19 protein-coding genes, 1 pseudogene and 2 CRISPR repeat arrays (1 of these 22 running past the window's edge) are annotated in these 24,770 nt (G+C 74.1%); of the genes and pseudogenes, 13 read left to right on the plus strand and 7 right to left on the minus strand.

Going from position 1 to position 24,770, the window contains the following annotated elements:
• Positions 1 to 230: 230 nt before the first annotated feature.
• Together ACSUPT_RS24300 and ACSUPT_RS24305 are read right to left on the minus strand one after the other, a co-directional pair.
• Complete coding sequence (locus tag ACSUPT_RS24300; protein ID WP_436945507.1) at positions 231 to 1,550, minus strand: GAF domain-containing protein; 1,320 nt, start codon at positions 1,548 to 1,550, stop codon at positions 231 to 233.
• Positions 1,551 to 2,001: 451 nt separating this feature from the next.
• Entirely contained in the window at positions 2,002 to 3,666 is a 1,665-nt protein-coding gene (locus tag ACSUPT_RS24305) for an acyl-CoA dehydrogenase family protein (RefSeq protein WP_351964835.1), read from the minus strand.
• A 146-nt stretch (positions 3,667 to 3,812) separates the two neighbouring features.
• On the opposite strand from ACSUPT_RS24305, the gene ACSUPT_RS24310 reads away from it, so the two are divergent.
• Positions 3,813 to 4,961 (plus strand): YihY/virulence factor BrkB family protein, encoded by a 1,149-nt coding sequence (locus ACSUPT_RS24310; RefSeq protein ID WP_351964962.1) that lies wholly within the window; start codon positions 3,813 to 3,815, stop codon positions 4,959 to 4,961.
• A gap of 53 nt (positions 4,962 to 5,014) precedes the next feature.
• Positions 5,015 to 5,806 carry a helix-turn-helix domain-containing protein gene (locus tag ACSUPT_RS24315; protein WP_436945508.1) on the plus strand — a complete coding sequence of 264 codons (792 nt, stop codon included), beginning with the start codon at positions 5,015 to 5,017 and terminating at the stop codon, positions 5,804 to 5,806.
• Here the strand turns inward: ACSUPT_RS24315 and ACSUPT_RS24320 are convergent.
• The gene (locus ACSUPT_RS24320) at positions 5,746 to 6,138 is read right to left on the minus strand and encodes a VOC family protein (protein ID WP_351964960.1); all 393 of its coding nucleotides are present in this window, start codon (positions 6,136 to 6,138) and stop codon (positions 5,746 to 5,748) included. The genes ACSUPT_RS24315 and ACSUPT_RS24320 overlap by 61 nt on opposite strands.
• 146 nt (positions 6,139 to 6,284) lie before the next feature.
• Here ACSUPT_RS24320 and ACSUPT_RS24325 point away from each other — a divergent pair, with 146 nt between their 5' ends.
• The 3 genes from ACSUPT_RS24325 (at position 6,285) to ACSUPT_RS24335 (ending at position 8,725) form a co-directional block, all read left to right on the plus strand.
• Positions 6,285 to 6,869, plus strand: a complete 585-nt coding sequence (locus tag ACSUPT_RS24325) for a DM13 domain-containing protein (RefSeq protein WP_436945509.1) — start codon at positions 6,285 to 6,287, stop codon at positions 6,867 to 6,869.
• Positions 6,870 to 7,004: 135 nt separating this feature from the next.
• Positions 7,005 to 7,475, plus strand: a complete 471-nt coding sequence (locus tag ACSUPT_RS24330; protein ID WP_351964833.1) for a cation:proton antiporter regulatory subunit — start codon at positions 7,005 to 7,007, stop codon at positions 7,473 to 7,475.
• 2 nt (positions 7,476 to 7,477) lie between these two features.
• Entirely contained in the window at positions 7,478 to 8,725 is a 1,248-nt protein-coding gene (locus ACSUPT_RS24335; protein WP_436945510.1) for a cation:proton antiporter, read from the plus strand.
• A gap of 226 nt (positions 8,726 to 8,951) precedes the next feature.
• Here the strand turns inward: ACSUPT_RS24335 and ACSUPT_RS24340 are convergent, their stop codons facing one another.
• From ACSUPT_RS24340 to ACSUPT_RS24355, 4 genes are read right to left on the minus strand one after another with little or no spacing between them, the layout of a single operon-like run.
• On the minus strand, positions 8,952 to 9,719 hold the full coding sequence (locus ACSUPT_RS24340; RefSeq protein ID WP_351964831.1) for a class I SAM-dependent methyltransferase: 768 nt from the start codon (positions 9,717 to 9,719) through the stop codon (positions 8,952 to 8,954).
• A 36-nt stretch (positions 9,720 to 9,755) separates the two neighbouring features.
• The gene (locus tag ACSUPT_RS24345) at positions 9,756 to 11,009 is read right to left on the minus strand and encodes an aminotransferase class V-fold PLP-dependent enzyme (protein ID WP_436945511.1); all 1,254 of its coding nucleotides are present in this window, start codon (positions 11,007 to 11,009) and stop codon (positions 9,756 to 9,758) included.
• A gap of 14 nt (positions 11,010 to 11,023) precedes the next feature.
• Entirely contained in the window at positions 11,024 to 12,358 is a 1,335-nt protein-coding gene (locus ACSUPT_RS24350; protein ID WP_351964829.1) for a pyridoxal-phosphate dependent enzyme, read from the minus strand.
• Positions 12,355 to 13,839, minus strand: a complete 1,485-nt coding sequence (locus ACSUPT_RS24355; RefSeq protein WP_436945512.1) for an alanine racemase — start codon at positions 13,837 to 13,839, stop codon at positions 12,355 to 12,357. Before ACSUPT_RS24355 ends, ACSUPT_RS24350 begins: the two co-directional genes overlap by 4 nt.
• A 625-nt stretch (positions 13,840 to 14,464) precedes the next feature.
• A CRISPR array of direct repeats spans positions 14,465 to 14,798; the repeat unit is 29 nt; unit sequence GGGACCATCCCCGCGGGTGCGGGGAGCAG.
• Positions 14,799 to 15,129: 331 nt separating this feature from the next.
• Between ACSUPT_RS24355 and cas3 the strand changes: the two genes are divergently transcribed.
• The 8 genes and pseudogenes from cas3 (at position 15,130) to cas2e (ending at position 24,489) form a co-directional block, all read left to right on the plus strand.
• Positions 15,130 to 17,982, plus strand: a complete 2,853-nt coding sequence (gene cas3 / locus ACSUPT_RS24360; RefSeq protein ID WP_436946260.1) for a CRISPR-associated helicase Cas3' — start codon at positions 15,130 to 15,132, stop codon at positions 17,980 to 17,982.
• A complete protein-coding gene (gene casA / locus ACSUPT_RS24365) occupies positions 17,966 to 19,747 on the plus strand; it encodes a type I-E CRISPR-associated protein Cse1/CasA (RefSeq protein ID WP_436945513.1) in 1,782 nt (593 codons plus the stop codon). The genes cas3 and casA overlap by 17 nt, the downstream gene beginning before the upstream one ends.
• On the plus strand, positions 19,744 to 20,433 hold the full coding sequence (gene casB / locus ACSUPT_RS24370; protein ID WP_436945514.1) for a type I-E CRISPR-associated protein Cse2/CasB: 690 nt from the start codon (positions 19,744 to 19,746) through the stop codon (positions 20,431 to 20,433). Before casA ends, casB begins: the two co-directional genes overlap by 4 nt.
• The gene (gene cas7e / locus ACSUPT_RS24375) at positions 20,430 to 21,620 is read left to right on the plus strand and encodes a type I-E CRISPR-associated protein Cas7/Cse4/CasC (RefSeq protein ID WP_403502311.1); all 1,191 of its coding nucleotides are present in this window, start codon (positions 20,430 to 20,432) and stop codon (positions 21,618 to 21,620) included. Before casB ends, cas7e begins: the two co-directional genes overlap by 4 nt.
• Entirely contained in the window at positions 21,617 to 22,351 is a 735-nt protein-coding gene (gene cas5e / locus ACSUPT_RS24380; protein ID WP_399217715.1) for a type I-E CRISPR-associated protein Cas5/CasD, read from the plus strand. The genes cas7e and cas5e overlap by 4 nt, the downstream gene beginning before the upstream one ends.
• The gene (gene cas6e, locus ACSUPT_RS24385; protein ID WP_436945515.1) at positions 22,351 to 23,145 is read left to right on the plus strand and encodes a type I-E CRISPR-associated protein Cas6/Cse3/CasE; all 795 of its coding nucleotides are present in this window, start codon (positions 22,351 to 22,353) and stop codon (positions 23,143 to 23,145) included. Before cas5e ends, cas6e begins: the two co-directional genes overlap by 1 nt.
• Positions 23,142 to 24,127 (plus strand): annotated as a pseudogene (cas1e, locus tag ACSUPT_RS24390) (type I-E CRISPR-associated endonuclease Cas1e). The gene cas6e and the pseudogene cas1e overlap by 4 nt, the downstream one beginning before the upstream one ends.
• Positions 24,124 to 24,489, plus strand: coding sequence for a type I-E CRISPR-associated endoribonuclease Cas2e (gene cas2e / locus ACSUPT_RS24395; RefSeq protein ID WP_404145075.1), 366 nt, complete (start codon positions 24,124 to 24,126; stop codon positions 24,487 to 24,489). The pseudogene cas1e and the gene cas2e overlap by 4 nt, the downstream one beginning before the upstream one ends.
• A 91-nt stretch (positions 24,490 to 24,580) precedes the next feature.
• Positions 24,581 to 24,770: direct repeats of the CRISPR family, unit length 29 nt; unit sequence GTGCTCCCCGCACCCGCGGGGATGGTCCC; it runs 1,608 nt beyond the window's last position.

The following is a 24,770-nucleotide window of genomic DNA, read 5'->3' on the forward strand; positions in this document are numbered from 1 at the left end:
CGCCCCGGCGCCCAAGGCCCGCACCGCCACTCCGCCCCGGCCACCAAGGCCCGCACCGCCACTCCGCCCCGGCCACCAAGGCCCGCACCGCCACGCCGCCCCGGCCACCAAGGCCCGCACCGCCACTCCGCCCCGGCCACCAAGGCCCGCACCGCCACGCCGCCCCGGCCACCAAGGCCCGCACCGCCACTCCGCCCCGGCCCCCAGGACCGGCCCCGCCCGAGGCGGCCTCAGCCCCCGGAAGCGGCCGCGCGCCGGGCGGCCAGCACCGCGGGGGCCGTCGAGTGGGGCAGCAGGTCCGCCGGGTCGCGCGGAGCGCGCACCTCCACCTCCACCTCGTCGCGGAAGCGGTACGGGCGGTGGGCCAGCACCCCGCCCAGGGTGCGCCGGATCCGGGACATCTCGGCCCGCACGGTCACCGTCCTCGTACGGTCGCCGAACACGTCCGCGGCCAGCTCCGCCGCCGTACGGCCCTCGCGGCGCACGGCCAGCGCGTACAGCAACTCCGCGTGGCGCGGGCTCAGTTCCCGCTCCCAGCCGCCGGCCGCGCCCGACACGCACACCGTCCACGCGCGGGGACGGCTCAGGTCCAGCACCAGCCGGACCGCCGTCCCGCCGGCCTCCCCGCCCGTGCCCGCGGCGTCCAGCGGCCGCAGCAGCCAGCCGCCCGGCAGGGGCTCCACCGCGCACTCGCCCAGCGTCGGCAGCCAGACCCGGCCCGGTCCGAGCGACGCGGGCAGCGGCACCCGGTCCACCGGGGCGAGTCCCGTCACCGCGGCGGTCCAGCCGTGCCCGTCCACCGCCAGGGCCCGGCCGCCCACCCGGCACAGCAGCGGCGCTGCGACCGCCCGCAGCCGCGCGAGCGCCGCCAGATGCCGGTTGCGCAGCTCCGCCTCCGCGAGCCGCGCCACGGAACCGATCAGCAGCAGCGTCGCCGGGTGCATCGTCGTCACCGGACCGCTCACGTCGACCACGCCGATCAGCCGCCCGTCGCGCGGGTCCGTGATCGGCGCGCCCGCGCACGTCCAGGTGTGGTGCGTGGCGACGAAGTGCTCCGCCGAGTGGACCTGCACCGGGCGGCGCATCACCAGCGCCGTGCCGACGCCGTTCGTGCCGACCGTCGACTCCCGCCAGTCCGCGCCCGGTTCGAACCCGTGCCCGTCCGCCATCCGCAGCACCGACGGATGGCCCTCCCGCCACAGCACCCGCCCGTCGGCGTCCGCGACGACCATGATGTGCCGCACCGCGTCGGAGCCGGCGCCCGGCACCGACATCAGGCCCTCGCGGAGCACCGGCAGCAGGCCGGCGAGGGGCGAGGCGCCGCGCCGCGCCTCCAGCTCGGCGGGCGGCAGCAGCCCCGAGCGGCGGTCGCGGTCCGGGTCGACGCCCTCGCGGAGCATCCGCCGCCACGACGCCTCTATGTCGGCGCGCGGCGCGAGCGGCGCCCGGCCGCCCCGCAGCGCAGCGTCACGGATGCCCTTGAGCAGCCGCGTCGCCTCACGCGGCTCCATCGCGGCGAGCCGGGTCATGTCGATGGTCGCGTTCCGCACCGGGCCAGCCCTCCCCGTTCCCCGAACCTCCCCATCATCCCCCGCCCGTACGGCCCTCCCGGCCGCGGCCGCATGGAACACGCCACCGCTGCAACCCCCTGCAACCCTCGCGCGGGGCCCCGCGCCGTAGAAGAGTGGCCGTGTACCGGTACGCCGGTACGCGACGGGATGGTGCCGTGTCGGCGCAGCACCATCCCGCCCGCGCCGCCCGGGCGCGGGACGCCGCACCGGCCTCCCGCGCCCCTCGGCGTACCCGCGCCCGTCAGGCGTACCCGGCCCCTCGGCGTACCCGCGCTCGTCAGGCGTACCGGGCCCCTCGGCGTGCCCGCACCGGCCTCGGCGTACCCGGCCCCCCGCGCGTACCCGCGCCGGCGCCACGAGGGCCACCCTCGGGCCGGGCGGCGCGCCGCCCGCGCGGACCTGACGCCCGGCCGGCGTACCGCCCGTACCCCTACGGCCTGGCCCGCTCCACGACGGCGCGCAGGTCCAGCGTGTGCGGCAGCGTCCCGAACGCCGACCCGCGGTCGCCGCCCAGCCGGGACGCGCAGAAGGCGTCCGCGACCTCCGGCGGCGCCCACCGCACCAGCAGCGACCCCTGCAGCACCAGCGCCATGCGCTCCACCAGGCGCCGGGCCCGCGCCTCGATGCCGTCCAGGTCGGCCAGCTCCGTCAGCAGGCCCTTGATGGCCGCGTCCAGCCGGTGGTCCGCGCCGCGCGCCTGCCCGACCTCCCGCAGGAACGCGTCCAGCGCGCCCGGCTCCCGCTGCAGCGCCCGCAGCACGTCCAGCGCCTGGACGTTGCCGGAGCCCTCCCAGATGGAGTTGAGCGGCGATTCGCGCAGCAGCCGGGGCATGCCCGACTCCTCCACGTACCCGTTGCCGCCCAGGCACTCCAGCGCCTCCGCCACCGTCGGCGTGCACCGCTTCGTCACCCAGTACTTCGCGGCCGGGACCGCCAGGCGCAGCAGCGCCCGCTCCGACTCCGCGCTGCCCCCGCCCGCCGCGGGGCGGCCCGACTCGACCGCGTCGTACGCGGCCGCCAGCCGCATCCCGAGGACCGTCGCCGCCTCGGACTCCAGCGCCAGGTCGGCCAGGACGTTGCGCATCAGCGGCTTGTCGATCAGCAGGCCGCCGAACGCGCTCCGGTGCGCCGTGTGGTGGACGGCCTGGGCGACGGCCTGCCGCATCAGCGCGGCCGAGCCGAGCACGCAGTCCAGCCGGGTCGCGGCGACCATCTCGATGATGGTGCGCACCCCCCGGCCCTCCTCGCCGACCCGCCGCGCCCACGTCCCGTCGAACTCGACCTCGGCGGAGGCGTTGGAGCGGTTGCCCAGCTTGTCCTTCAGCCGCTGGATGCGGAAGACGTTGCGGGTGCCGTCGTCCAGGACCCTCGGCAGCAGGAAGCACGTCAGCCCGCCGGGCGCCTGCGCCAGCACCAGGAACCCGTCCGACATGGGCGCCGAGCAGAACCACTTGTGACCCGTCAGCAGGTACTCGCCCTCGCCGTCCAGCGGCTTCGCGGAGGTCGTGTTGGCGCGGACGTCGCTGCCGCCCTGCTTCTCCGTCATGCCCATCCCGAAGAGGGCGCCGGCCTTGCGCGCGGGCGGCAGCAGCTCCTCGCCCTCGTACACCTTCGACGTGAGCCGGGGCTCCCACTCGGCGGCCAGCTCCGGATCGGTGCGCAGGGCCGGTACGGCCGCGTGGGTCATCGAGACCGGGCAGCCGTGCCCCGCCTCCGTCTGCGACCACACCAGGAACCCGGCGGCGCGCCGCACATGCCCGCCGGGGCGGCCCCAGGCGCCGGTCAGCCCGGAGGTGACGGCGTGGCCGAGGAGCCGGTGCCAGGCGGGGTGGAACTCGACCTCGTCGATGCGGTTGCCGTACCGGTCGTGGGTGCGCAGCCGCGGCGGGAACTCGTTCGCGAGGGCGCCCCAGGACTGCGCCTGCACCGACCCCGCGGTGGTGCCCAGGGACGACAGCTCCTTGACGGCCTCCTCCCGCAGCTCGGGCGGAAGGTGTCGTTCCACCGCCTCGGTCAGGACCCGGTCCGCGCTGAACACGTCGTACCCGACCAGGGGCGGAGGCTGGTTGGTCACGGTGTGGGTGGTGGCTGCCATGCGGATACGGTAAGGAGGTGCAGGCAGCAAAGGAAACACCCGAGTCGGCCAGGGGCCCCGCCGGAACCCACGGCTCGGCAGGACAGGCCGCGTCCCCCGACGCGTCCCCGGGCCGGCTCCACCGCGCCAGGGTCCTCTACCGGAACGTGTCGAAGCGGAAGCTGGCCTGGCTCCTCCTGAAGGACACGGTCAACTCCTGCATCGAGTACCGCATCCTCGGGCTCGCCGCCGAAGCCGCGTTCTTCACCCTGCTTTCCCTGCCGCCGCTGATGCTCGGCCTGATCGGCCTCCTCGGCTACATCGACGACTGGACGAACACGACGACCGTCGCGTCCATCGAGAAGAACATCCTCGCCGCCGTCGGCACGGTCCTCTCCGACCGGGGCGTCAACGAGATCGCCCGCCCGCTGCTGGAGGACGTCACCCGCGGGGGCAGGCCCGACGTCATCTCCATCGGCTTCGCCATCGCCCTGTGGTCCGGGTCGCGCGCGGTGAACGTCTTCATCGACACGATCACCGTCATGTACGGGCTGGACGGGCACCGCGGCATCGTCGCGACCCGGCTGCTCGCCTTCCTCCTCTATCTGATCGCCCTGGTGATCGGCGCGGTCGTGCTGCCGCTGGCGGTGGTCGGCCCGGACCGGGTGGTGGAGGTGGTGCCGTTCGGCACGGAAGTGGTGACCGTCCTGTACTGGCCGGTCGTCATCCTGCTCTCGGTGGCCTTCCTGACGACCCTGTACCACGTGTCCGTCCCCGTCAGGTCGCCGTGGATCGAGGACGTGCCCGGCGCGCTGGTGGCGCTCGGCATGTGGGTGCTGGGCAGCTTCGTCCTGCGGATCTATCTGACGCAGACGGTCGAGGGCCCCACCATCTACGGCTCCCTCGCGGCGCCGATCGCCGTGCTGCTGTGGATCGGCATCTCCGCGTTCGCGGTGCTCGTGGGCGCCGCCGTGAACGCGGCCATCGACCGGGTGTGGCCGTCCGTCGCCACGGCCGCCGCCCGCGCCGAGACCGAACGGGCCCGCGCCGCCGAGGCCGCCGCCCTGGTGGCCCGCACCCAGGGCGCCGGCGACCCCGACATGCCGTCGGAGTTCCCCGAGCGCTGGTCCCGCTTCCTGCCGCCGGACGACGTACGCGCGCGCCTCCAGTGGGAGAAGTCCGAGAAGGACCGCCGGCCCAAGGAGCCGCCCGCCCCGGGCGCGCGCCCGGGGCCCGGTCCCGCCGGCGAGCGGCCGGCCGACGGGCCCGCGGGGCAGGAGCGGCACCGGCGGTACGGCGACGGGGAGCGGGACTGACCGCCCGCTACCGCGAGCGGCCGTCCCGGCTGGCCGGCGCGGTCGTGTGGACGGTGACCGGCGCGCGCCCGGACGGCCGGGCGGGCAGCGTCCTGCCCGACGGCTGCATGGACCTGCTGTGGTCGCGCGGCCGCCTCGTCGTCGCCGGCCCCGACACACGGGCGTACGCCTCCGAGGACCCGGGCGCCGACTGGGCGGGCGTCCGGTTCGCGCCCGGCGACGCGCCCGCGCTGCTGGGCGTACCGGCGTACGAGCTGCGCGACCGGCGCGTCGACCTCGCCGACCTGTGGCCCGCCTCCCGCGCCCGCCGCCTGACCGCCCGGGTCACCGCCGCCCTCGCCCGCGCCGCGGCCGGGGCACCGGCCGCCACGGCCACGGCGGCCTCCGGACCGCCGCCCGCCGGGCCGCCGCCCGCAGGGCCGCCGCTCGGGGGGCCGGCCGTCGCGCTGGAGGAGGCAGTCCTGCACCTGGCGGCCGAGGCGCCCCGCCCCGACCCGCTGCTCCGCGCCGTCGCCGCACGGCTGGACGCCGGGTGGAGCGTCGCCGCCACCGCCGACGCGGTCGGACTCGGCGCGCGGCAGCTGCACCGGCGCTCCCTGGACGCCTTCGGGTACGGGCCGAAGACCCTCGCCCGCGTCCTGCGCCTCCAGCGGGCCCTCGCCCTGGTCCGCGCCGGCACCCCGTACGCGGAGGTCGCCGCCGCCGCGGGCTACACCGACCAGGCCCATCTGGCCCGCGACACCCGCGCCCTGACGGGCCGGACCCTCACGGCGTACGCGGCGGACTACGCGGCGTCGGCGAACAGGTCCACGCCCCGCCCGTCCGGGTCGAGGACCACCGCGTAACGCTGCCCCCACGGGGCGTCCCACGGCGGCAGGTGGCCCCGGTACCCGGCCGCCGTCAGCTCCCCGTACAGCGCGTCGACCTCCGCGGGCGCCCCGCAGCGGAAGGCGAGCGCCGTCCGGCCTTCGGCGGGCGCGTCCGGCAGGCCCGGGTCGAACGCGCGTACCGCCTCCTCCGTGTCCCACATCAGGCGCAGGCCGCCCGGCAGCACGGCCTCGGCGTGCGGGGCGGAGTCGGCCTCCGGCGGGACGTCCAGGCCGAGGCGGCGGTAGAAGGCGAGCGAGGCGGCCATGTCGGAGACGACCAGGCCGATGGCGTCGAAACGAGGTGTCACGGTCATGCCCCGCACCGTACGAGCCGCCGCCCGCACCGGTCTTGTACGAATCGGACGTGAGCATTTCGTGATCCGTTCCGCGCACTTCCGCGTCGCGCCGCACGTTGAATGGGCGACCCGGAGGACTTTTCGAGGAGATGGCGGCGATGGCGGAGAGAAGACGCGCGGCGAGCAGGCCCCTGGTGATCGGCGTGCTGGTGGTCGCCCTGGCGGCGGCGGGGTTCGGGCTGTACTGGTTCCAGCCGTGGAAGCTGTGGACCGACGACACCGTACGGGACGCCCTGCCCGAGGTGACGGCGTCGGCGCCCGCCGCGCCCGTGCCCTCCGAAGCGCCCGGCGGTCCGGCCGCGTCGCCCCCGCCGTCCGCCGACGCCGGCCCCCGGACGCTGGCGACCGGCGAGATGATCAGCCACGAGCACCCCACGACCGGCACGGTGCGCGTGCTGGCGCTGCCCGACGGCTCGCAGGTCCTGCGGATCGAGGGCCTCGACACGGACAACGGGCCGGACCTGCACGTGTGGCTGACCGACGCCCCGGTCATCGACGGCGAGGACGGCTGGCAGGTCTTCGACGACGGCGCCTACGTCAGCCTCGGCAAGCTCAAGGGCAACAAGGGCGACCAGAACTACGCGCTGCCCGCCGGCACCGACCTCTCCCGGTACACGAGCGTCAGCATCTGGTGCGACCGCTTCAACGTGTCCTTCGGCGCGGCCGAGCTCAAGAAGGTCTGAACCCGTCGCGGCCGGGAGGGCACCCGATTCTCGTACCTGACGATATAGGGCTATAAGGGACATCTGTTGATAGGGTGAGGCTCCTCGCTCCACCGGCCACCGCCCGTCATCCCCGTCCCTCCCGGAGGCGCGGTCATGAGTACGCGTCGCACCCCCCTGCCCGGCGTCGGCACGCAGTACGACTTCACCACCGAGGACGGACGGCACCTCTCCGTCGTCGTCCACCACGACGGCCGCCGCTTCCTCGGCTTCTACCGCCCCGACGACCCCGACGCGTGCGAGGCGACGGTCCCCCTCACCCCCGAGGACGCCGCCGCCCTCGCCCAGCTCATCGACCCCGTCCCCGTCGACGGCATCCGCACCGACGGCCTCGACCTCGTCACCGAGCACATCCCCGTCACCAGCCGCTCCCCGTACGGGGGGCGGCTGCTCGGCGACACGAAGGCCCGCTCCCGCACCGGCGCGTCGATCGTCGCCGTCCTGCGGCGCACCAGCGCCCACCCCTCACCCGGCCCCGACTTCCGCCTCGCCATCGGCGACACCCTCGTCGTGGTCGGCACCCGCGAAGGCGTCGACGCGCTCGCCACGCTCATCAGCGGGGAGTGACGGTGCACGACACGACCGGGCTCCTCATCGAACTCGGGGCGGTCATCCTCGTCCTCGGGCTCGTCGGCCGGTTCGCCGAACGCGTCGGGCTCTCCCCGATCCCCCTGTACCTCCTCGCCGGACTGGCCGTCGGGGACGGCGGCATCGTCCCCCTCCACGCCAGCGGCGACTTCGTCGCGGTCGGCGCCGAGATCGGCGTGATCCTGCTGCTGCTCCTCCTCGGCCTGGAGTACAGCGCCGGCGAACTCGTCAGCAGCCTGCGCACCCAGTACCCGTCCGGCGTCGTCGACTTCGTCCTCAACGCCCTGCCCGGCGCCGCCGCCGCGCTCCTCCTCGGCTGGGGGCCGATCGCCGCCGTCGCCCTCGGCGGCGTCACCTGGGTCTCGTCGTCCGGGGTCGTCGCCAAGGTCCTCACCGACCTCGGGCGGCTCGGCAACCGCGAAACCCCCGTCGTCCTGGGCCTCCTCGTCATGGAGGACCTGTCGATGGCCGTGTACCTGCCGGTGCTGACGATGCTCCTCGCCGGGATCGGACTCGCCGGCGGCAGCGTCACCCTGCTCATCTCCCTCGGCACCGTCGCCATCGTCCTCTACCTGGCGCTGCGCCATGGCCGCCACATCAGCCGCGCCGTCTCCTCCGACAACCCGGAGATGCTGCTCCTGGTCGTCCTCGGCATGACGGTCCTCGTCGCCGGGGTCGCCCAGCGACTCCAGGTGTCCGCCGCCGTCGGCGCGTTCCTCGTCGGCATCGCCCTGTCGGGGGAGGTCGCGGAGGGCGCCCGCCGCCTGCTGACCCCGCTGCGCGACCTGTTCGCCGCCGTGTTCTTCCTCTTCTTCGGCCTGTCGACCGCGCCCTCGTCCATCCCGCCGGTCCTGCTGCCCGCGCTGCTCCTCGCCGCCGTCACCGCCCTCACCAAGATCGCCACCGGCTGGTACGCGGCGGGGCGCGCCGAGGTGGGCCGGCGCGGCCGGCTCCGGGCGGGCGGGGCGCTGGTCGCGCGCGGCGAGTTCTCCGTGGTCATCGCCGGGCTGGCGGCCGGCTACGAGCCCCGCATCGGTCCGCTGACCACCGCGTACGTGCTGATCCTGGTCATGCTGGGCCCGTTCACCGCCCGCTGGACGCAGCCGGCGGTGGACGGGGTACGCGATCTGGTGATCCGCGCCGGGCGCCGTCGCGGCGGCACACCGCCGGGCGCGGACGCCCGTGTGGAGAGCGCCGAGACCGCCGACGGCGCCCGCGCGGCGGGCTGACCCGCGGCCCCGGCCCGTCCACCGCGCCCACCCGGCACCGTCCCCCCGGCCCCGACCCCGGCCACCGTCCCCCCGGTCCCGGCACCGTCCCCCCCGGCCTCGGCCCGCCCGGCCCCGGCACCATCCCCCCGGCCCCGGCCCCGGCCCCGGCCCCGGCCCCGGCACCGTCCCCGGCCCCGGCCCCGGCACCGTCCCCCCGGCCCCGGCGCGGCCATCCGCGCCCCGCTCAGTCGCCCCGTACCGCCACCAGCACGCAGCTCGGGCCGTACTGCCAGACCGGCCCCGTCGCCTCGAAGCCCGCCTGGTGCAGGAGCCGCACATGGCGCTGGAGGGTCAGCCCGTTGTCGCCGCCCGCGCCCGGGCCGCGCCGGGCGCGCTCGGCCAGCGGCTCCGCCAGTTCGGGCGCCGAGGCCGCCGCCTCCCACCAGCCCCGCCAGTCCTCGTGGGCGTCCGACCCGTGCCGCTCGGCGTGGCGGCGGCCCACCACCTCGGCCAGCGCGGCCACCGCCGGATGCTCCTGGAACAGGTGGTCGCCGTTGACCAGCACCCCGCCCGGCCGCAGCGACTCCCGCACCTGCCCGTACACCGACAGCAGCGCCGGCTCCGGCAGATAGTGCAGCGCCGTCGCCGACACCACCGCGTCCAGCGGCCGGCCCAGGTCCAGCCGGGCCAGCCAGCCGGGCGCCCCGATCGTCACGTCCGCGAACCGCACCTGGGCGCCGTGGTACGCCCGGCCCAGCGCCAGGAGCAGCGGATCGGTGTCCACGCCGACCACCTCGGCGTGCGGCAGCCGCTCGGCCAGCCGGGCCGCGAGCGAACCGGGACCGCAGCCGAGGTCGGCGACGAGCGGCCGCGACACCCCCGCCACCGCCGTCTCCACCACATCGGCGATCACCGTGAAGCGGGCCTCCCGGTCACACGCGTACCGCTCCTGCTGGAGGTCCCACCTGCGGACCCACTCGCCCGCCCGCTCGGCCGTCAGCCGACGCGACATCAACCCTCGGGACATCGTCTCCTCGTGCTCCCTTGCTCAATCGTGCTGGCGCCGCCCGCCCGGCCGGTCGTCGGCCAGGCCGGACAGCACCCCGAGGAGCCGGTCGATCTCCTCGGGGGTGTTGTAGACGTGCAGGCTGACCCGCACGGAGGCGTCGCTCTCGCCCGCCCGCGCCTGGCACAGCCCGTCGGCGCGGACCAGCAGCCCGTGCGCGGCCAGGATGAACCCCAGGTCGTTGGCGCCTATGGAGCGGTGGCGGAACGTCACCAGGCCCTGGCGGCGCTGCACGGTCGAGTCGGCCGCCAGGCTCAGCGGACAGCCCAGCACCTCGTACGCGTCGAGCCGGCTCAGCCCGTCCGTCAGGCGCACGCCGAGCCCGACCGTCCACTCCTCGATCCGCGCGGGGCCCGCCGCGTCCAGCCAGTCCAGCGCGGCCCGCAGGCTGACTATCCCGGCCGTGTTGGGCGTCCCCTGCCAGCCGCCCGGCCGGAACGGGCGGCCGCGCAGCCCGCGCGCCCACACGGCGCCCGTGCCCGGCAGGGCCATCGCCTTGTGCCCGGAGAACACCAGGAAGTCCACGTCCAGCGCGCCCAGGTCCACCGGCAGATGGCCCACGCTCTGCGCCGCGTCCAGGCACAGCACCGCGTCCGGCCCGACGGCCTCCCGCACCCGGTGGACGTTCATGTCGGCGCCGTACACATGGTGGACGTGGGTCACCGCGACGAACCGCAGCCGCCCCCCGGCCGACGCGGCCAGCGCGGCCAGCGCCTCGACGTCGTAGTCGCGCGAGTCCTGCTGGTACGGCATCGGGTGCACGGTGATCCGCACGCCCCGCTCGGCGAGCAGGTCCCGCGCCTCCAGCCACGGCAGATGATTGGCCTCGTGGTCCGCGAACGGCACCACGATCTCGTCGCCGTCGCTCAGCTCGCCCACCAGCCAGTCCCGGGCGACGGTCCGCAGCCCCTCGGTCGTGCCGCTGGTGAACCACACACCGGAACGGTCCGGGTCAGGGTCGCCGAGGAACGCCTTGACCCGCTCCCTCGCCTCCTCGATCAGCGCCGTGGTGCGGTTGGCCCAGGTGTACGTGCCGCGCCCGGCGTTGGCGTTGCAGCCGGTCAGATACGCCTGCACGGCGTCCAGCACGGCCTTCGGCTTCTGCGCGGTGGCCGCGCTGTCGAGATACGCGAGCCCCGGATGCCCGGTGACGATCGGGAACTGCTCCCGCAGCGGCCGCTGCCACTCGCGCAGCCCGGCGGCCGGGGCGGTGCCCGTCATGGAGGTCGTACGCATCGGCGGCCCCCCCCTCAGTCCCGCACCATCGGCGCGCCCGCGTCCCGCCAGGCGATCACCCCGCCGGCGAGGCTGCGCACGTTGCGGTGGCCCATGCGGGTGAGGAGCGCCGCGTACGTCACGGACTGCTCGCCGACCGGGCAGACCAGCAGCACCGGCTGGGACCTGCCGAACGGCAGCCCGCCGTGCAGCAGTTCCTCGAACAGCTCGTCCACGATGTTGACGGAGCCCTCGATGTGCAGCGCGGCGAAGGCGAACGAGCCGCGCAGGTCGACCACGACGGGCCGTTCCGTCGCGATCCACGCCCGCGCCTCCTCGACGCCGATGACGTGCACCGCGGCCAGCTCCTGCGGGGTGAGCGTGGCGGGGGAGTTGGGGCGGGGCGGCCGGCGCAGCAGCTCCGGGCGGCGCCGGCGCACGTAGCTCATATAGCTCTCGACGCGGTCGCACACGATGAACACGGCCGTCCCGCGCCGCCCGTCGCCGGCCTCGGCCAGCTCGGCGTCCCGCTCCCGCAGATACCGCACGGCTCCGAAGTACGCGGCGCCGCCGGTCGGCCCCCCGAGGATGCCGCAGCGGCGGACGAGCGTGAGCATCCCGTCGATGGCCTCGTCGGCGGAGACGGCCTCCAGCGCGTCGTACGTCTCCGGGTCGAACAGGCCGACCTCGTGGACCTCGTCGATGTTGCGGATGCCGGGGACGAAGTCGCCCTTCTGCGCGACCAGCCCGAGGACGCGGGTCGCGGGGTCGTGGGCGCGCAGGGCGCGGGCGGCGCCGGTGGACGAACCGGCGGTGCCGACGCACGCCACGAACCAGTCGGGCGCCGTCCCGCCGAGGTCCTTGACGATCTCCGGTCCGGTGCCTGACGCGTGCGCCTCGGCGTTGGCCGGGTTGTAGTACTGGTCGGTGTGGAGGTAGCTGCCGTCGTCCTCGGTGAGCATCCGGTGGATGCGGGTGAGCGGATCTTCCGTCGCGGTCGGGTCGAGGCATTCGGCCTGGCCGGGCAGTTCCTCGATCTCGGCGCCCAGGAGCAGCAGCAGGTCCTTGATCTCGGGGACCTTCATCCGGTTGGTGACGCTGCGGAACGGCAGCCCGTGCATGCCGGCGATGACGGCGAGGGCCTTGGCGGTGTTGCCGCTGGACAGCTCCACGACGGTACGCCCCTGCCGCCGGGCTTCCTCCAGGTGCGGCCGGGCCATGCGCCAGGCGGCCCGGTCCTTGACGGAGCCGAACGGGTTGAGCATCTCCAGCTTGGCGTACAGGTCGATGTGGCGCAGTCCGTGGACCTCGGGGTCGATCCGGACGAGGGGCGTGTCGCCGATGGCGTCGGTGATGTGCTCGTACCTCATTCGTCGTCCCCCGCGGTGAGGTGTGGCCAGTACTGTTCGTCGAGGCACCAGCTCCACGGCCCGTCGCAGCCGTCCCGGTACACGGCGACCTTGCGGGCGACGGGCTGGTGCAGGGCGTGGTCGGCGGTGAAGTCCATGAAGTACCCGGCGGTGTTGGCGAAGACGAGCAGGTCGCCGGGGCGCGGTTCGCGCTCCAGGAACACCAGGCGCCGGGTGATCAGGTCGGACTCCAGGCAGAGGTTGCCGAGGAGGTACACGCCGACAGGCCCGCCTCCCCGGTGCGCGGCCGTCCCCGGCGCGGGTGGCAGGAGCACGGGGTCGAGGAGGAGGCCGTGGTCCTCCAGGCCGATGTCGCGGGCGTTGGCCGCGAGCCGCACCAGCCGCTCGCCGTCCCCGGTGACCCGCACCTCGACCACGCGGGTGAGGGTGAGCCCGCACTGGTCCGTGAGCGCGCGGCCGGGCTCGGTGTGGAGGTCGTACAGGTTCTCCAGGAGCAGGGTGGCCAGCGGGCGGCCCAGCGACGGGGCGGTCTGCGCGAGGAGTTCGTCGAGGTAGCGGGCGCCGGCGACGGGGCGGTGGGGCGGGTAGACGCTCAGGGCGCCGCGCAGGGTGCCGTTCTCGCCGCGCAGCCCGTAGCCGTGGCCCTCCCAGGTGAGCGGGGGGCGCTTGCCGAGCAGGGCGCGGGTCAGCTCCGTCGTGTACCGCTCCCACTGGGCGCCGTCGGCGAGGTAGTCGACGCCGTAGCCGCCGCCGATGTCGACGGCGCGGGGCCGCAGTCCGCGCCTGCGGGCCTCGTCCAGGACGAGCAGGCAGCCGTCGAGGGCGACGGCCTTCTCGGCGAGCCCCATCGTGTCGAGGTGGTACGAGACGCCGGTGAGGTCGACGCTCTCCTGGTGCTTCTCCACCAGGTCGAGCAGCGCGGCGGCATCGTCGACGGGGGTGCCGAAGCGGCTGCGGCGGGTCAGGACGCGGGTGCCGGGCGCGGTGAACCCGGACAGCCGCGGCAGGACGGGCACGCGCGGCAGCCGGAACCGTTCCACCAGCGCGGCCAGCGCGGTCAGTTCGGCGGGGGAGTCCACGGCGACCGTGACCCCGGCGCGGGCGGCGAGCCACAGGAAGTCCGGGTCCTTGGGGCCGGTCGCGACGATCCGGTCCGGGGTGAGGCCGCAGGCCAGGGCGTGCTGGAGCTCGCCCAGCGACGCGACGTCGACCCCGACGGCGGAGGCGGGACCGGTGGCGGCGATCCGGCGCACCAGGGCGCTCGAACGGTTCGCCTTGTGGGCGTAGAGGACGCGCCCGCCCAGCCGGTGCCGGGCGTAGACGGCGCGGAAGCCGCAGACGTTGTCGGCGATCTGGTCCGGCAGTACGACATTGAGCGGCGAGCCGAGGGCGGTCACCAGCGAGTGGAGGAAGGCGGGGGAGTCCAGCAGCGCCGCGGGCCGCGGCTCCAGGCGTGGTGCGAGATACAGCGGTTCGCTCATACGGGTCTGGTCCTGGTCCTCTCGAAGGGGCTGGAGGCAGGGAACTGAGCAGGACTGCGTGCTGGCCCCGAGTCTGACCGCGGGACGGGCGGAGGACGAGCATGCCATCTATCGACAACGATTGTCATAAGCATTCTCCGTGTCCAGCACGGACCCCGCGCAAACGGAATGTGTAACTCCGCAGGCTGGCTGTGGTGCGCCGATGAGCACCCCCGGGCGCGACACCCCGGCGCGCGACGCCTCCCCGAGCGCCGGCATCATGCACCCGGCGTACACACACATCGACACACCACCGCCAAACGCCGCCCCCGAATACGGCGGGATGGGGGCGTGGGGGTACGTCAATCGCCGTACGGGGCGTGCGGCGGCCGGGGGCTGGCGGACGCCCATCCCCGCGGGGTGCGGGGAGCAGACCGAGAGGTCCGCCCGTGACGACTCCAAGGCGGGACCATCCCCGCGGGTGCGGGGAGTAGACAGGCGGGATATCGAAGTCGCCCAAGATGTTGGGACCATCCCCGCGGGTGCGGGGAGCAGAACCGGGTACCGCCCGTGCGCTTGGCCGTCGGGGGACCATCCCCGCGGGTGCGGAGCAGGTACCGAAAGAGCGGGCCGCGCTCATGGCCGAGGGACCATCCCCGCGGGTGCGGGGAGCAGACCTGCTCGCCTTCGACCAGTTCGCGGTAGCCGGGACCATCCCCGCGGGTGCGGGGAGCAGGCGCGCAGCTGGGGCCAAGGCATCGCCGGGCCGGGACCATCCCCGCGGGTGCGGGGAGCAGGACGGGAAGCCGCGGCCGATGAGCCTGGACGAGGGACCATCCCCGCGGGTGCGGGGAGCAGATGAGATCAGGCGCGACCTGGAGGAGAGGGCTGGGACCATCCCCGCGGGTGCGGGGAGCAGGCCGCAAGGTCGGTCAGATCATCGAGCGGGTCGGGACCATCCCCGCGGGTGCGGGGAGCAGGCTGGGTGGCCTGCGGGTTTACCTTGGCTCCGGCGCCGTTTCTGCCACTTTCGCGGATTCCGGCAAACCCGACATGTCTCGCTCCTTGTCCTGCCCGGCCGGCTGGTACGTCGCCAGTATGCCGCCCCGTCAGTTCCCCGTCTGAATCGATCAGGTTTGATCGATTCGCGGAAGCGGACCGCCGAGCGGGTGATTCGCATGTATGTCTTGCTTTATGAGTAGTGGGGAGAGGGCTCGCAGCGGCCTGCTGGGCAGGCTGGGCGAGTCGGCTCGGGCGGTGTGGGCGAAGCATGATCGCGATACCGATGACTGGCTGCCGCTGTGGCGTCATATGGAGGACAGCGCCGCCGTGGCCACGTTGCTCTGGGACCAGTGGCTGCCTGCCGGAGTGCGCGGGCTGATCGGTGCCGCGCTGCCCGCCGGGGAGAAGGACGGGCGTGCCCTGGCCGTCTGGCTGGCCGGAGTACACGACATCGGCAAGGCGACCCCCGCGTTCGCCTGCCAAGTCCCGCTGCTGGCCGACGCGATGCGTGACCGTGGGCTGGAGATGCGTTCGCGTGAGGCCTTCGGGCCGGACCGTCGGCTCGCTCCGCACGGGCTGGCCGGGCAAGTACTGCTGGCGGAGTGGCTGGAGGAACGCCACGGGTGGGCGCCGTCGGCGACCGGGCAGTTCACGGTGGCGGTCGGCGGCCACCACGGGCTGCCGCCCGAGCACGGGCAGATCAAGGCGCTCCACGACCACGAGGAACTCCTGCGCACGCCTGGACCCGGCAGCCGTCTGTGGAAGGACACGCAGACCGAGCTGCTCGACGCCTGCGCCGCCCACTTCGGCGTGGAGGACCGGCTCGCCGCCTGGGCCACGGTGAAGCTGCCGCAGCCCGTACAGGTGCTGCTCACCGCCCTGGTCATCGTCGCGGACTGGATCGCCAGCAACCCCGACCTCTTCCCGTACTTCCCGCAGGCCGCGGCCCACGGCCACGACGAGCGCCTGGCAAGGGCCTGGCGAGGGCTGGACCTTCCCGAGCCGTGGCGTCCCGTCGAGCCCGCCGAGGACACCGACGAGCTGTTCGCCACCCGGTTCGGCCTCCCCGCCGGGGCGAAACCGCGGCCCGTCCAGGAGGCGGCGATGTCCCTCGCCCGCGAGATGGAGACGCCGGGGCTGATGATCGTCGAGGCCCCCATGGGCGAGGGCAAGACGGAGGCAGCGTTCGCCGTGGCGGAGGTGTTCGGCGCGCGTTCCGGCGCCGGCGGGGTGTTCTTCGCACTGCCCACGATGGCCACGGGCAACGCGATGTTCCCCCGGCTGCTCGACTGGCTGAAGAAGCTGCCCTCCGTCGACGGCAAACGCCACACCGTCCACCTGGCGCACTCCAAGGCGGCGCTGAACGAGGACTTCGCCGGGCTGATGGCCCACGGCCGGGTCGCCGCTGTCGATCTAGACGGCGACGGCGACGGCGACCGCGACCGCGACGGGGACGGCGCGGCCACCACCCGCTCGCGCCGCGACGCCGACCGGCAGGCCGGCCCCGAACTCGTCGCTCACGCCTGGCTCCGGGGCCATAAGAAGGCCATGCTCGCCTCGTTCGTCGCGGGCACCGTCGACCAACTTCTGTTCGCCGGGCTCAAGAGCAGGCACCTGGCGCTCCGCCACCTCGCCGTCGCAGGCAAGGTCGTGGTCATCGACGAGGCGCACGCCTACGACACGTACATGAGCGAGTACCTCGACCGGGTGCTGTCCTGGCTGGGGGCGTACCGGGTGCCCGTGATCGTGCTGTCGGCGACGCTGCCCGCCGCCCGCAGGAGGGAGCTGGTCGCGGCCTACGCGGGCAGCCGGGACGCGGCCACCTCCGGCTCCCTCCTGGCCGACGACGCCGCCTCGACCGCCTACCCCCTGCTGACCGCCGTCGCCCCCGGTGGCACCCCGCTGGTGCGCCGCCCGACGGCGTCCGCCCGCTCGACGGACGTACAAGTGGAGCGCCTCGCCGACGACGTGGACCTCCTCGCCGACCGGCTGGACGCCGAACTGACCGACGGGGGCTGCGCCCTGGTCGTACGCAACACCGTCAAGCGGGTCCTGGAGACCGCCCGGGCGCTGCGTGCCCGGTTCGGCGACGCGGCCGTCACCGTGGCCCACTCCTGCTTCGTCGACCTCGACCGGGCCGCCAAGGACAGCGTGCTCCTCGCCCGCTTCGGCCCGCCCGGCAAGGCCACCGACCGGCCCGCCGGCAGGCACATCGTCGTGGCGAGCCAGGTCGCCGAGCAGTCCCTGGACGTCGACTTCGACCTGCTGGTCAGCGACTTGTGCCCGGTCGACCTGCTCCTGCAGCGCATGGGCCGGCTCCACCGCCACCAGCGAGGCGCGGACCAGAACGACCGGCCCCCGCGCCTGCGCGCCGCGCGCTGCCTGGTCACCGGCGCCGACTGGGAGGCGGACGTACCGGTCCCGGTGCGCGGTTCCGTCGCCGTGTACGGACGGTACGCGCTGCTGCGGTCGGCCGCGGTCCTGCTGCCGCACCTGGAGGGGGGCCCGCAGCGGCCCGTCCGGCTCCCGGCCGACATCAGCGCACTGGTGCAAGGCGCCTACGGTGACGGCCCGGTCGGACCGGCCCACTGGGACCAGGCGCTCAAGGACGCCAGGGAGCAGTTCGACGCCCATCGCACCGACCAGGCAGAGCGGGCGGCCGTGTTCCGCCTGGGAGAGGTCGGCCGACCGGGACGGCCGCTGTTCGGCTGGGTGGCAGCCGGTGTCGGGGACGTGGACGACACGAGGACGGGGCGGGCCCAGGTCCGCGACAGCCGGGAGAGCCTGGAGGTCGTCGTCGTCCAGCGCCGCGCCGACGGGACCCTCGCGACGCTGCCGTGGCTGCCGCCCGACCGGCGCGGGCGCCCCCGCGGTGGAGTCGAACTGCCTACGGACGCCTCCCCTACGGCGTTCGCCGGCCGTACGGCGGCGAGCTGCGGGCTGCGGCTCCCCCTGCAGTTCTCGTACGCCGAGACCATGGACCGGGCCATCGCCGAGCTGGAACAGCTGTACATCCGCAACTGGCAGGGCAAGGACAGCCCTTGGCTCTCCGACCAGCTGATTCTCGCTCTCGACGAGGACTGTCAGACCCGACTGGCAGGATTCACACTCCGGTACAGCCCTGATGACGGCCTCGAGGTGACCCGTGACCCACGCGACTGAACCGCCCACCACCGGCGTGGGCGCCCCTACCGGCGCGGTCGCGGCCGACGTACCCTCCTTCGACCTGACCACGCGCCCCTGGATCGGGGTGCTCCGCAGCGACGGGACCCAGGACGAGTTGTCCCTCCGCCAAGTCTTCGCCTGCGCAAGCGACTTGAGGCGCGTCACCGGCGACTTGCCCACCCAGGAGTTCACCCTTCTGCGTCTCCTCCTGGCCGTCGCCCACGACGCCCTCGACGGTCCGCGGGACATCGAGGACTGGGCCGACCTCTGGAACGACGACGACTGCTTCGCGCCGGTGCAGTCCTACCTCGACACGTACCAGGAGCGCTTCGACCTGCTGCACCCTGAGACCCCGTTCCTGCAGACACCCGGCCTGCGCACCACGAAGGACGAGGTCTTCTCCCTCAACCGAGTCGTGGCCGATGTCCCCGCAGGGCACCCGTTCCTCAGCGCGCGCATGCCGGACGTCGACCGGCTCACCTTCGCCGAGGCCGCCCGCTGGGTGGTCCACGTCCACGCGTACGACACCTCGGGCATCAAGACCGGCATGGCGGGCGACGACCGGGTCAAGGGCGGCAAGGTCTACCCCCTCGGCACCGGCTGGGCCGGCGGGCTGGGTGGTGTCTACGCCGAGGGGGCGACGCTCCGCGAGACCCTGTTGCTGAATCTGGTGGCGGCCGACACCGACCAGGTGGACTTCGCCCCCGGCGACGTGCCGGCCTGGCGCCGCGACCCCTGCGGGCCCGGCTCCGACGGCCGTACCGCCACCGGTCTGCGCGACCTGTACACCTGGCAGTCCCGCCGGGTCCGCCTGCACCACGACGCGACAGGCGTCCACGGCGTCGTCCTCGGGTACGGCGACCCACTCGCCTCCCGGAACATGCAGAGGCGCGAGCCCATGACCGCCTGGCGGCGCAGCGAGGCCCAGGAGAAGAAGCTGAGGCAGTCGCCCGTCTACCTGCCGCTCGAGCACGATCCGGCGCGGGCGGCCTGGCGGGGTATCGCCTCACTCGTCGCCGACCGGCTGGAGGAGACGGGCGGCGCCGAGGCCCCGTCCCGCCTGCGGCCGAGGATCCTCGAATGGGTCGCCCGCCTCGTGACCGAAGGCCACCTGCCCAGGCACTTCCTCGTCCGGGCACGCCTGATCGGCGTGACATACGGGACGCAGCAATCCGTCGTCGATGAGATCGTCGACGACCACCTGACGATGCCGGTCGTCCTGCTCCACCAGCGGGACCACACCTACGCCAACGCGGCCGTCAGCGCGGCGCAGGACGCCGACCGGGCGGTGAGCGCCCTGGGCGACCTCGCCGCGGAGCTCGCCCAGGCCGTCGGAAGCAGCCCGGAGGGCCCCAGGACGGCCGCCCGCACCACCGGGTTCGACGCACTGGAACAGCCCTACCGGCAGTGGCTGGAGTCACTGGCCGAGGCCGACGACCCGTTCGAGCGGCGCGAAGCGTGGCAGCGGGATGTACGGGACCTCGTCGGCCGGCTTGGCGGCCGTCTCATCGAGACTGCGGGGGACACGGCCTGGGAGGGACGCACCGTCACCGGCAAGAACGGCAGCACGCTCTGGCTGAACGCCGGCCTGGCCGACGTCCGGTTCCGCGGCCGGCTGGCCCGCGTCCTGGGCGACCCCGACGGGGGAAGACCCGCCGAAGGAGGCAGCCCGGCCGGCGAGGGCACCGGCGACGGCCCGCCCGGGCCTGCGGCCGGGCCGGATTCCGTACTGTCCGCGAACGAACCGAAGGTGCGCGCATGACCAACGCATCCGCTCCGCCCGGCACCAAGGCGCCCTCCGTGGCGAACAGGACCGCCGAGCTCACCATGGCACTGATCACCGACTGGCAGAGGGGCTACCTCGCGGACCGGCCGCAGGCAGTCGCCGCGCTGGCCCGCCTTCGCCGCGGCGCGGGCCGGGAGGCGGGCGAGCTGCCCGACCTGTGGAGCCTGATCGACCTCGGACCGCTCCACGACCCGCAGGACGGCGTACGACGGCTCGGCGAGCTGGAGCTGGAACGCGCCGAGAACGCCGTGCACGCCGCGCTCACCCTGTGGGCGTTCCACCAGCAGTCCCGCGGCGACGGCATGCACCGGCGGCACTCCGACGAGCGGCCGACCGGACTGGGCGCCGCCGTGCGACGGCTCATGCCGACCGATGGCGTTGACGAGCCTGTCCGCAAGCGCCTGGTCCGGGCCGGCACCGCGCCCGACCTGGTCACGCTCACCCGGCGGCTGCGGGACCTCGTCTCCCTCCTCCGGAGGGACAACATCCCCCTCGACTACGGCCTGCTCGCCGCCCAGCTCTACACCTGGCAGTGGCCCGACGGCCCCACAGCCGTACGCCGCGCCTGGGGCCGCTCCTTCCACACGGTGCCCCGTAAGCCGCGGAAGCCGGCCGACGAAACCACCGCCAACAACCCGGACACCGACAAGGACGCCTCGTGAACCGCATCTTCCTGGACGTGCACGCCCTGCAGACCGTCCCGCCGAGCAACCTCAACCGGGACGACACGGGCGCGCCGAAGACGGCCGTCTACGGCGGTGTCCCCCGCGCCCGCGTCTCCAGCCAGGCATGGAAGCGGGCCATCCGCACCTACTTCGGGGAGCGGAACCTGCTCGATCCCGCCGAGCTGGGCGTGCGGACGAAGAAGATCGTGGAGCTCCTCGCCGACCGGATCACCGCCTCCGACGCGTCGGTCGCACGGGAGACGGCGCTGCTGCTCGCCGACGAGACGGTCAAGGCCGTCGGCTTCAAGACCGAGCCGCCGAAGCGGAAGACCGAGCAGGCGAAGAACGACGGGCCGCAGCCCGCCCCGGAGGCCAAGTACCTGGTCTTCCTCAGCTCGCGCCAGCTCGACGGCCTGGCCCGCCTCGCCCTCGAAGGCGCCTTTGACATCACTGCCTTCCTCAAGGCGAAGGAGAACAAGGCTCGCGCGAAGGAGATCGCGGACAGCCGGCACTCCGTGGACATCGCCCTCTTCGGACGCATGGTCGCCGACGTCGCCGACATCAACGTGGACGCGGCCGTGCAGGTCGCCCACGCGATCAGCGTCCACCGCGTCGAGAACGAGTCGGACTACTACACGGCCGTCGACGACGAGAACAAGGAGGAGGAGACCGGAGCGGGCATGATCGGCACCGTCGACTTCAACTCCGCGACCCTCTACCGCTACGCGGCGCTCGGCGTGCACCAGCTGGCGGCCAACCTCGGCCAGGGCCTGCGCGAGGACGAGCCCCGCACCGAGCCGGTCCGCCGCGCCGTCGAGGCGTTCGTACGCAGCTTCGTCGAGTCGCTGCCCACCGGGAAGATCAACACGTTCGGCAACCACACCCAGCCCGACGCCGTCGTGGTGACGCTCCGCACGGGGCGGCCGATCAGCTTCGTCGCCGCGTTCGAGGACCCGGTCCGCGGCGACGGCGGCCACCTGCGCGAGGCGTCCGACCGGCTCGCCGAGTACGCCCTCGACGTCGAACGCGCCTACGGTGACCCGGAGACCACCCGCACCTGGGTGCTGCGCGTCGGCCCGGCAACTCAGAAGCTCGCCCAACTCGGCGAGGAGGCCGAGAACCTCGGCGAACTCACCACCGCCGTCGGGCAGGCCGTGGCGGACCATCTGGAGAAGCCCGAATGAGCGTCCTCGCACTCCGCCTGGCGGGCCCCCTGCAGTCCTGGGGGGCCTCCTCGCGCTTCACCCTCCGCGCCACCGAATCGGCACCGACCAAGAGCGGCGTCATCGGCCTGCTCGCCGCGGCGGCCGGCGTCGAACGCGGCGACGACGCCCGGCTGGCGCCACTGGCGGCCCTGCGCTTCGGAGTGCGCATCGACCAGCCGGGCACCCGCATCCGCGACTTCCACACCGCACACCACGCGGTCACCGGTGCCTCCATGCCGCTGACCGAGCGGTACTACCTGGCGGACGCCGTGTTCGTCGCTGCCGTCGAGGGCGGTCACGAACTGCTGGGCGGGTTGTACGAGGCGCTCAGGAATCCGGTCTACGCGCCGTTCCTCGGCCGGCGCTCCTGCCCGCCCTCCCAGCCGGTCGAACTCGGCCTGTACGAGGACACCCGGCTGGAGGACGTCCTGGCCCGCGTGCCCTGGCAGGCGTCCGGGTGGTATCGCAGGCGTACCGGGATGCCGGAGACCCTGACCGTGCTCCGCGAGCTCGCCCCCGAAGAGTCCCCGCAGACCGCCGACGTCCTGCGCGACCAGCCAGTCAGTTTCGACGCGGCGCACCGCCGACACGTCCTGCGCACCGTCGTCACCGACCGGGTACCCCTGCCCGTCCCGGCCGGAGCCGCCCCGCTGGACCGTCATGACCCGTTCGAAGCACTGCCCCCTGCTCTGGAGGACGAGAGCATCTGATGTTCATCTCCCGCTTCCGCGTCAACACCGCGCGGCCCGGCGCCCGCCGGCTCCTCTCCTCCCCGCAGGCCATGCACGCGGCCGTGATGTCGGCGTTCCCGCACATCCTGCCCTCGGACCGTCCCGTCCCCGACGCGCCGAGGGTGCTGTGGCGCCTGGACCAGCAGGCACGCGCCGAGGTGCTGCTCTACATCGTCAGCCCCGACCGGCCCGACCTGACGCATCTGGTCGAGCAGGCCGGCTGGCCCGCCGTCGCCACCGCGGAGGACCCCGGCTGGCAGACCCGGCCGTACAAGCCCCTCCTGGACCGGCTCGCCGCGGGGGACCGGTGGGCCTTCCGGCTCACCGCGAACCCGGTGCACACCATCCGCCGCGCGGGCAGGGACGAACCCCGCAAGATCACCGCCCATCTGACGCCCGTGCACCAGATGGGCTGGCTCCTCGAGGAGGACCGCCAGCGGCGCCTCGGCTTCCGCGTCACCGAGAAGCCCGCCGACCAGCGCCTCCTGCCCGAGGGCACCACCAAGGGCAAGCACCCCCACCCCGGCGACCGCTACGAACTGGCCGTACGGGACAGCCGCCCCCTGGCGTTCAAGAAGTCCCGCGACGCCGCCGGCCGCGGCCAGGGCAAGCCGGTCACCGTCGTCACCGCCACCTTCGAGGGACGCCTGGAGATCACCGACCCCGACGCCATGCGCCGCACCCTCACCCAGGGCGTCGGCCGCGCACGGGCCTACGGATGCGGACTGCTCACCCTCGCGCCGATCGCCGGGAACGGCCCGCGCACACCATGAGCACCCCGTCCAGGCGTCCCGCCCTGACGCCCCGGCACCTGACCCGCACCGGCGACCGTCTCTCCTTCGTCTACCTGGAACGCTGCCTGGTCCACCGGGACGCGAACGCCATCACCGCCCAGGACGCGGAGGGCACCACCCACATCCCCTCGGCGACCATCGGCACCCTCCTCCTCGGTCCCGGCACGCGCATCACCCACCAGGCGATGAGCGTGCTGGGCGAGACCGGCGCCGCCGTCTGCTGGGTGGGGGAGCGGGGCGTGCGGTACTACGCCTCCGGCCGCGCCCTCACCCGTTCCTCCAGCCTCATGGAGGCCCAGGCCCGGCAGTGGGCCAACCCCCGCAGCCGCCTGGCGGTGGCACGCGAGATGTACCGGCTCCGCTTCCCCGACGAGGACCCCGCCGGCCTCAGCCGGAAGGAACTCCTCGGCTGCGAGGGCCGGCGTATGAAGGACTGCTACCGCGCGGAGTCGGCCCGTACCGGAGTCCCCGGCGCGGGCGCCGCTACGTCCCCGGCGACTTCTCCAGCGGCGACCCCGTCAACCAGGCGATCACCGCCGCGGCCCAGTGCATGTACGGCATCGCCCACGCCGTCGTCACCTCCCTGGGCTGCAGCCCGGCCCTCGGCTTCGTCCACTCCGGTCACGAACTGTCGTTCGTCCTGGACGTCGCCGACCTCTACAAGACCGAGATCGGCATCCCGATCGCCTTCGATGTCGCAGCGGAGAGCCACGAGGACATCGGCCCACGCACCCGCCGCGCCCTGCGCGACCGCATCAATGAGACCTCCCTGCTGAACCGGTGCGTCGACGACATCAAACACCTGCTGCTCCAGGGCTCTTCAGACCCCTCGGGCACCGGAACCACTCCTGCCGACGACCTCGACGTCGTGACCCTGCAGAGCGACGGCGGTCAACAACTCCCGTCCGGCGTCAACTACGACGGGCCCGACGCCTACGTGGACGGAGAGCTGAGCTGGTGACCGTCATCGTCCTCACCAACTGCCCGGCGGGCCTCCGGGGCTTCCTCACCCGATGGCTGCTGGAGATCTCCGCCGGCGTCTTCATCGGCAACCCCTCCGCCCGCGTCCGCGACGTACTGTGGCAGGAGGTCTGCCAGTACGCGGGCCAGGGCCGCGCGCTGCTCGCCCACACGACCAACAACGAGCAGGGCTACACCTTCCGGACCCACGACCACGCCTGGCACCCCGTGGACCACGAGGGCGTCACCCTGATCCGCCGCCCGGACCGCGATACACAGGACGCACCAGAGCCGAGCGCACCGACCACGCCACCACCCGGCTGGAGCCGAGCCTCCAAGCGCCGCCGCTTCGGACGAAAGTGACGCAGAGGTGCCCGGATTGATTAGTTTGTCGCGATCGATGAAAGTGGCCAGGAGTGGCATACGGCGCCGATAAACTCGCAGGTCATGAAGAGTGCTCCCCGCACCCGCGGGGATGGTCCCGGGAGACCAGACATGACCCAGACCCAGCGATGGTGCTCCCCGCACCCGCGGGGATGGTCCCCAGGCGCTGGACGGGCGCGACATGCGGCAGTTGTGCTCCCCGCACCCGCGGGGATGGTCCGAGGCCGTGCCCAGCACGACGCGCACGGTCAGGGTGCTCC

The sequence above is a fragment of the Streptomyces sp. SudanB25_2051 genome (genome assembly GCF_964272635.1).
Lineage (GTDB): Bacteria > Actinomycetota > Actinomycetes > Streptomycetales > Streptomycetaceae > Streptomyces.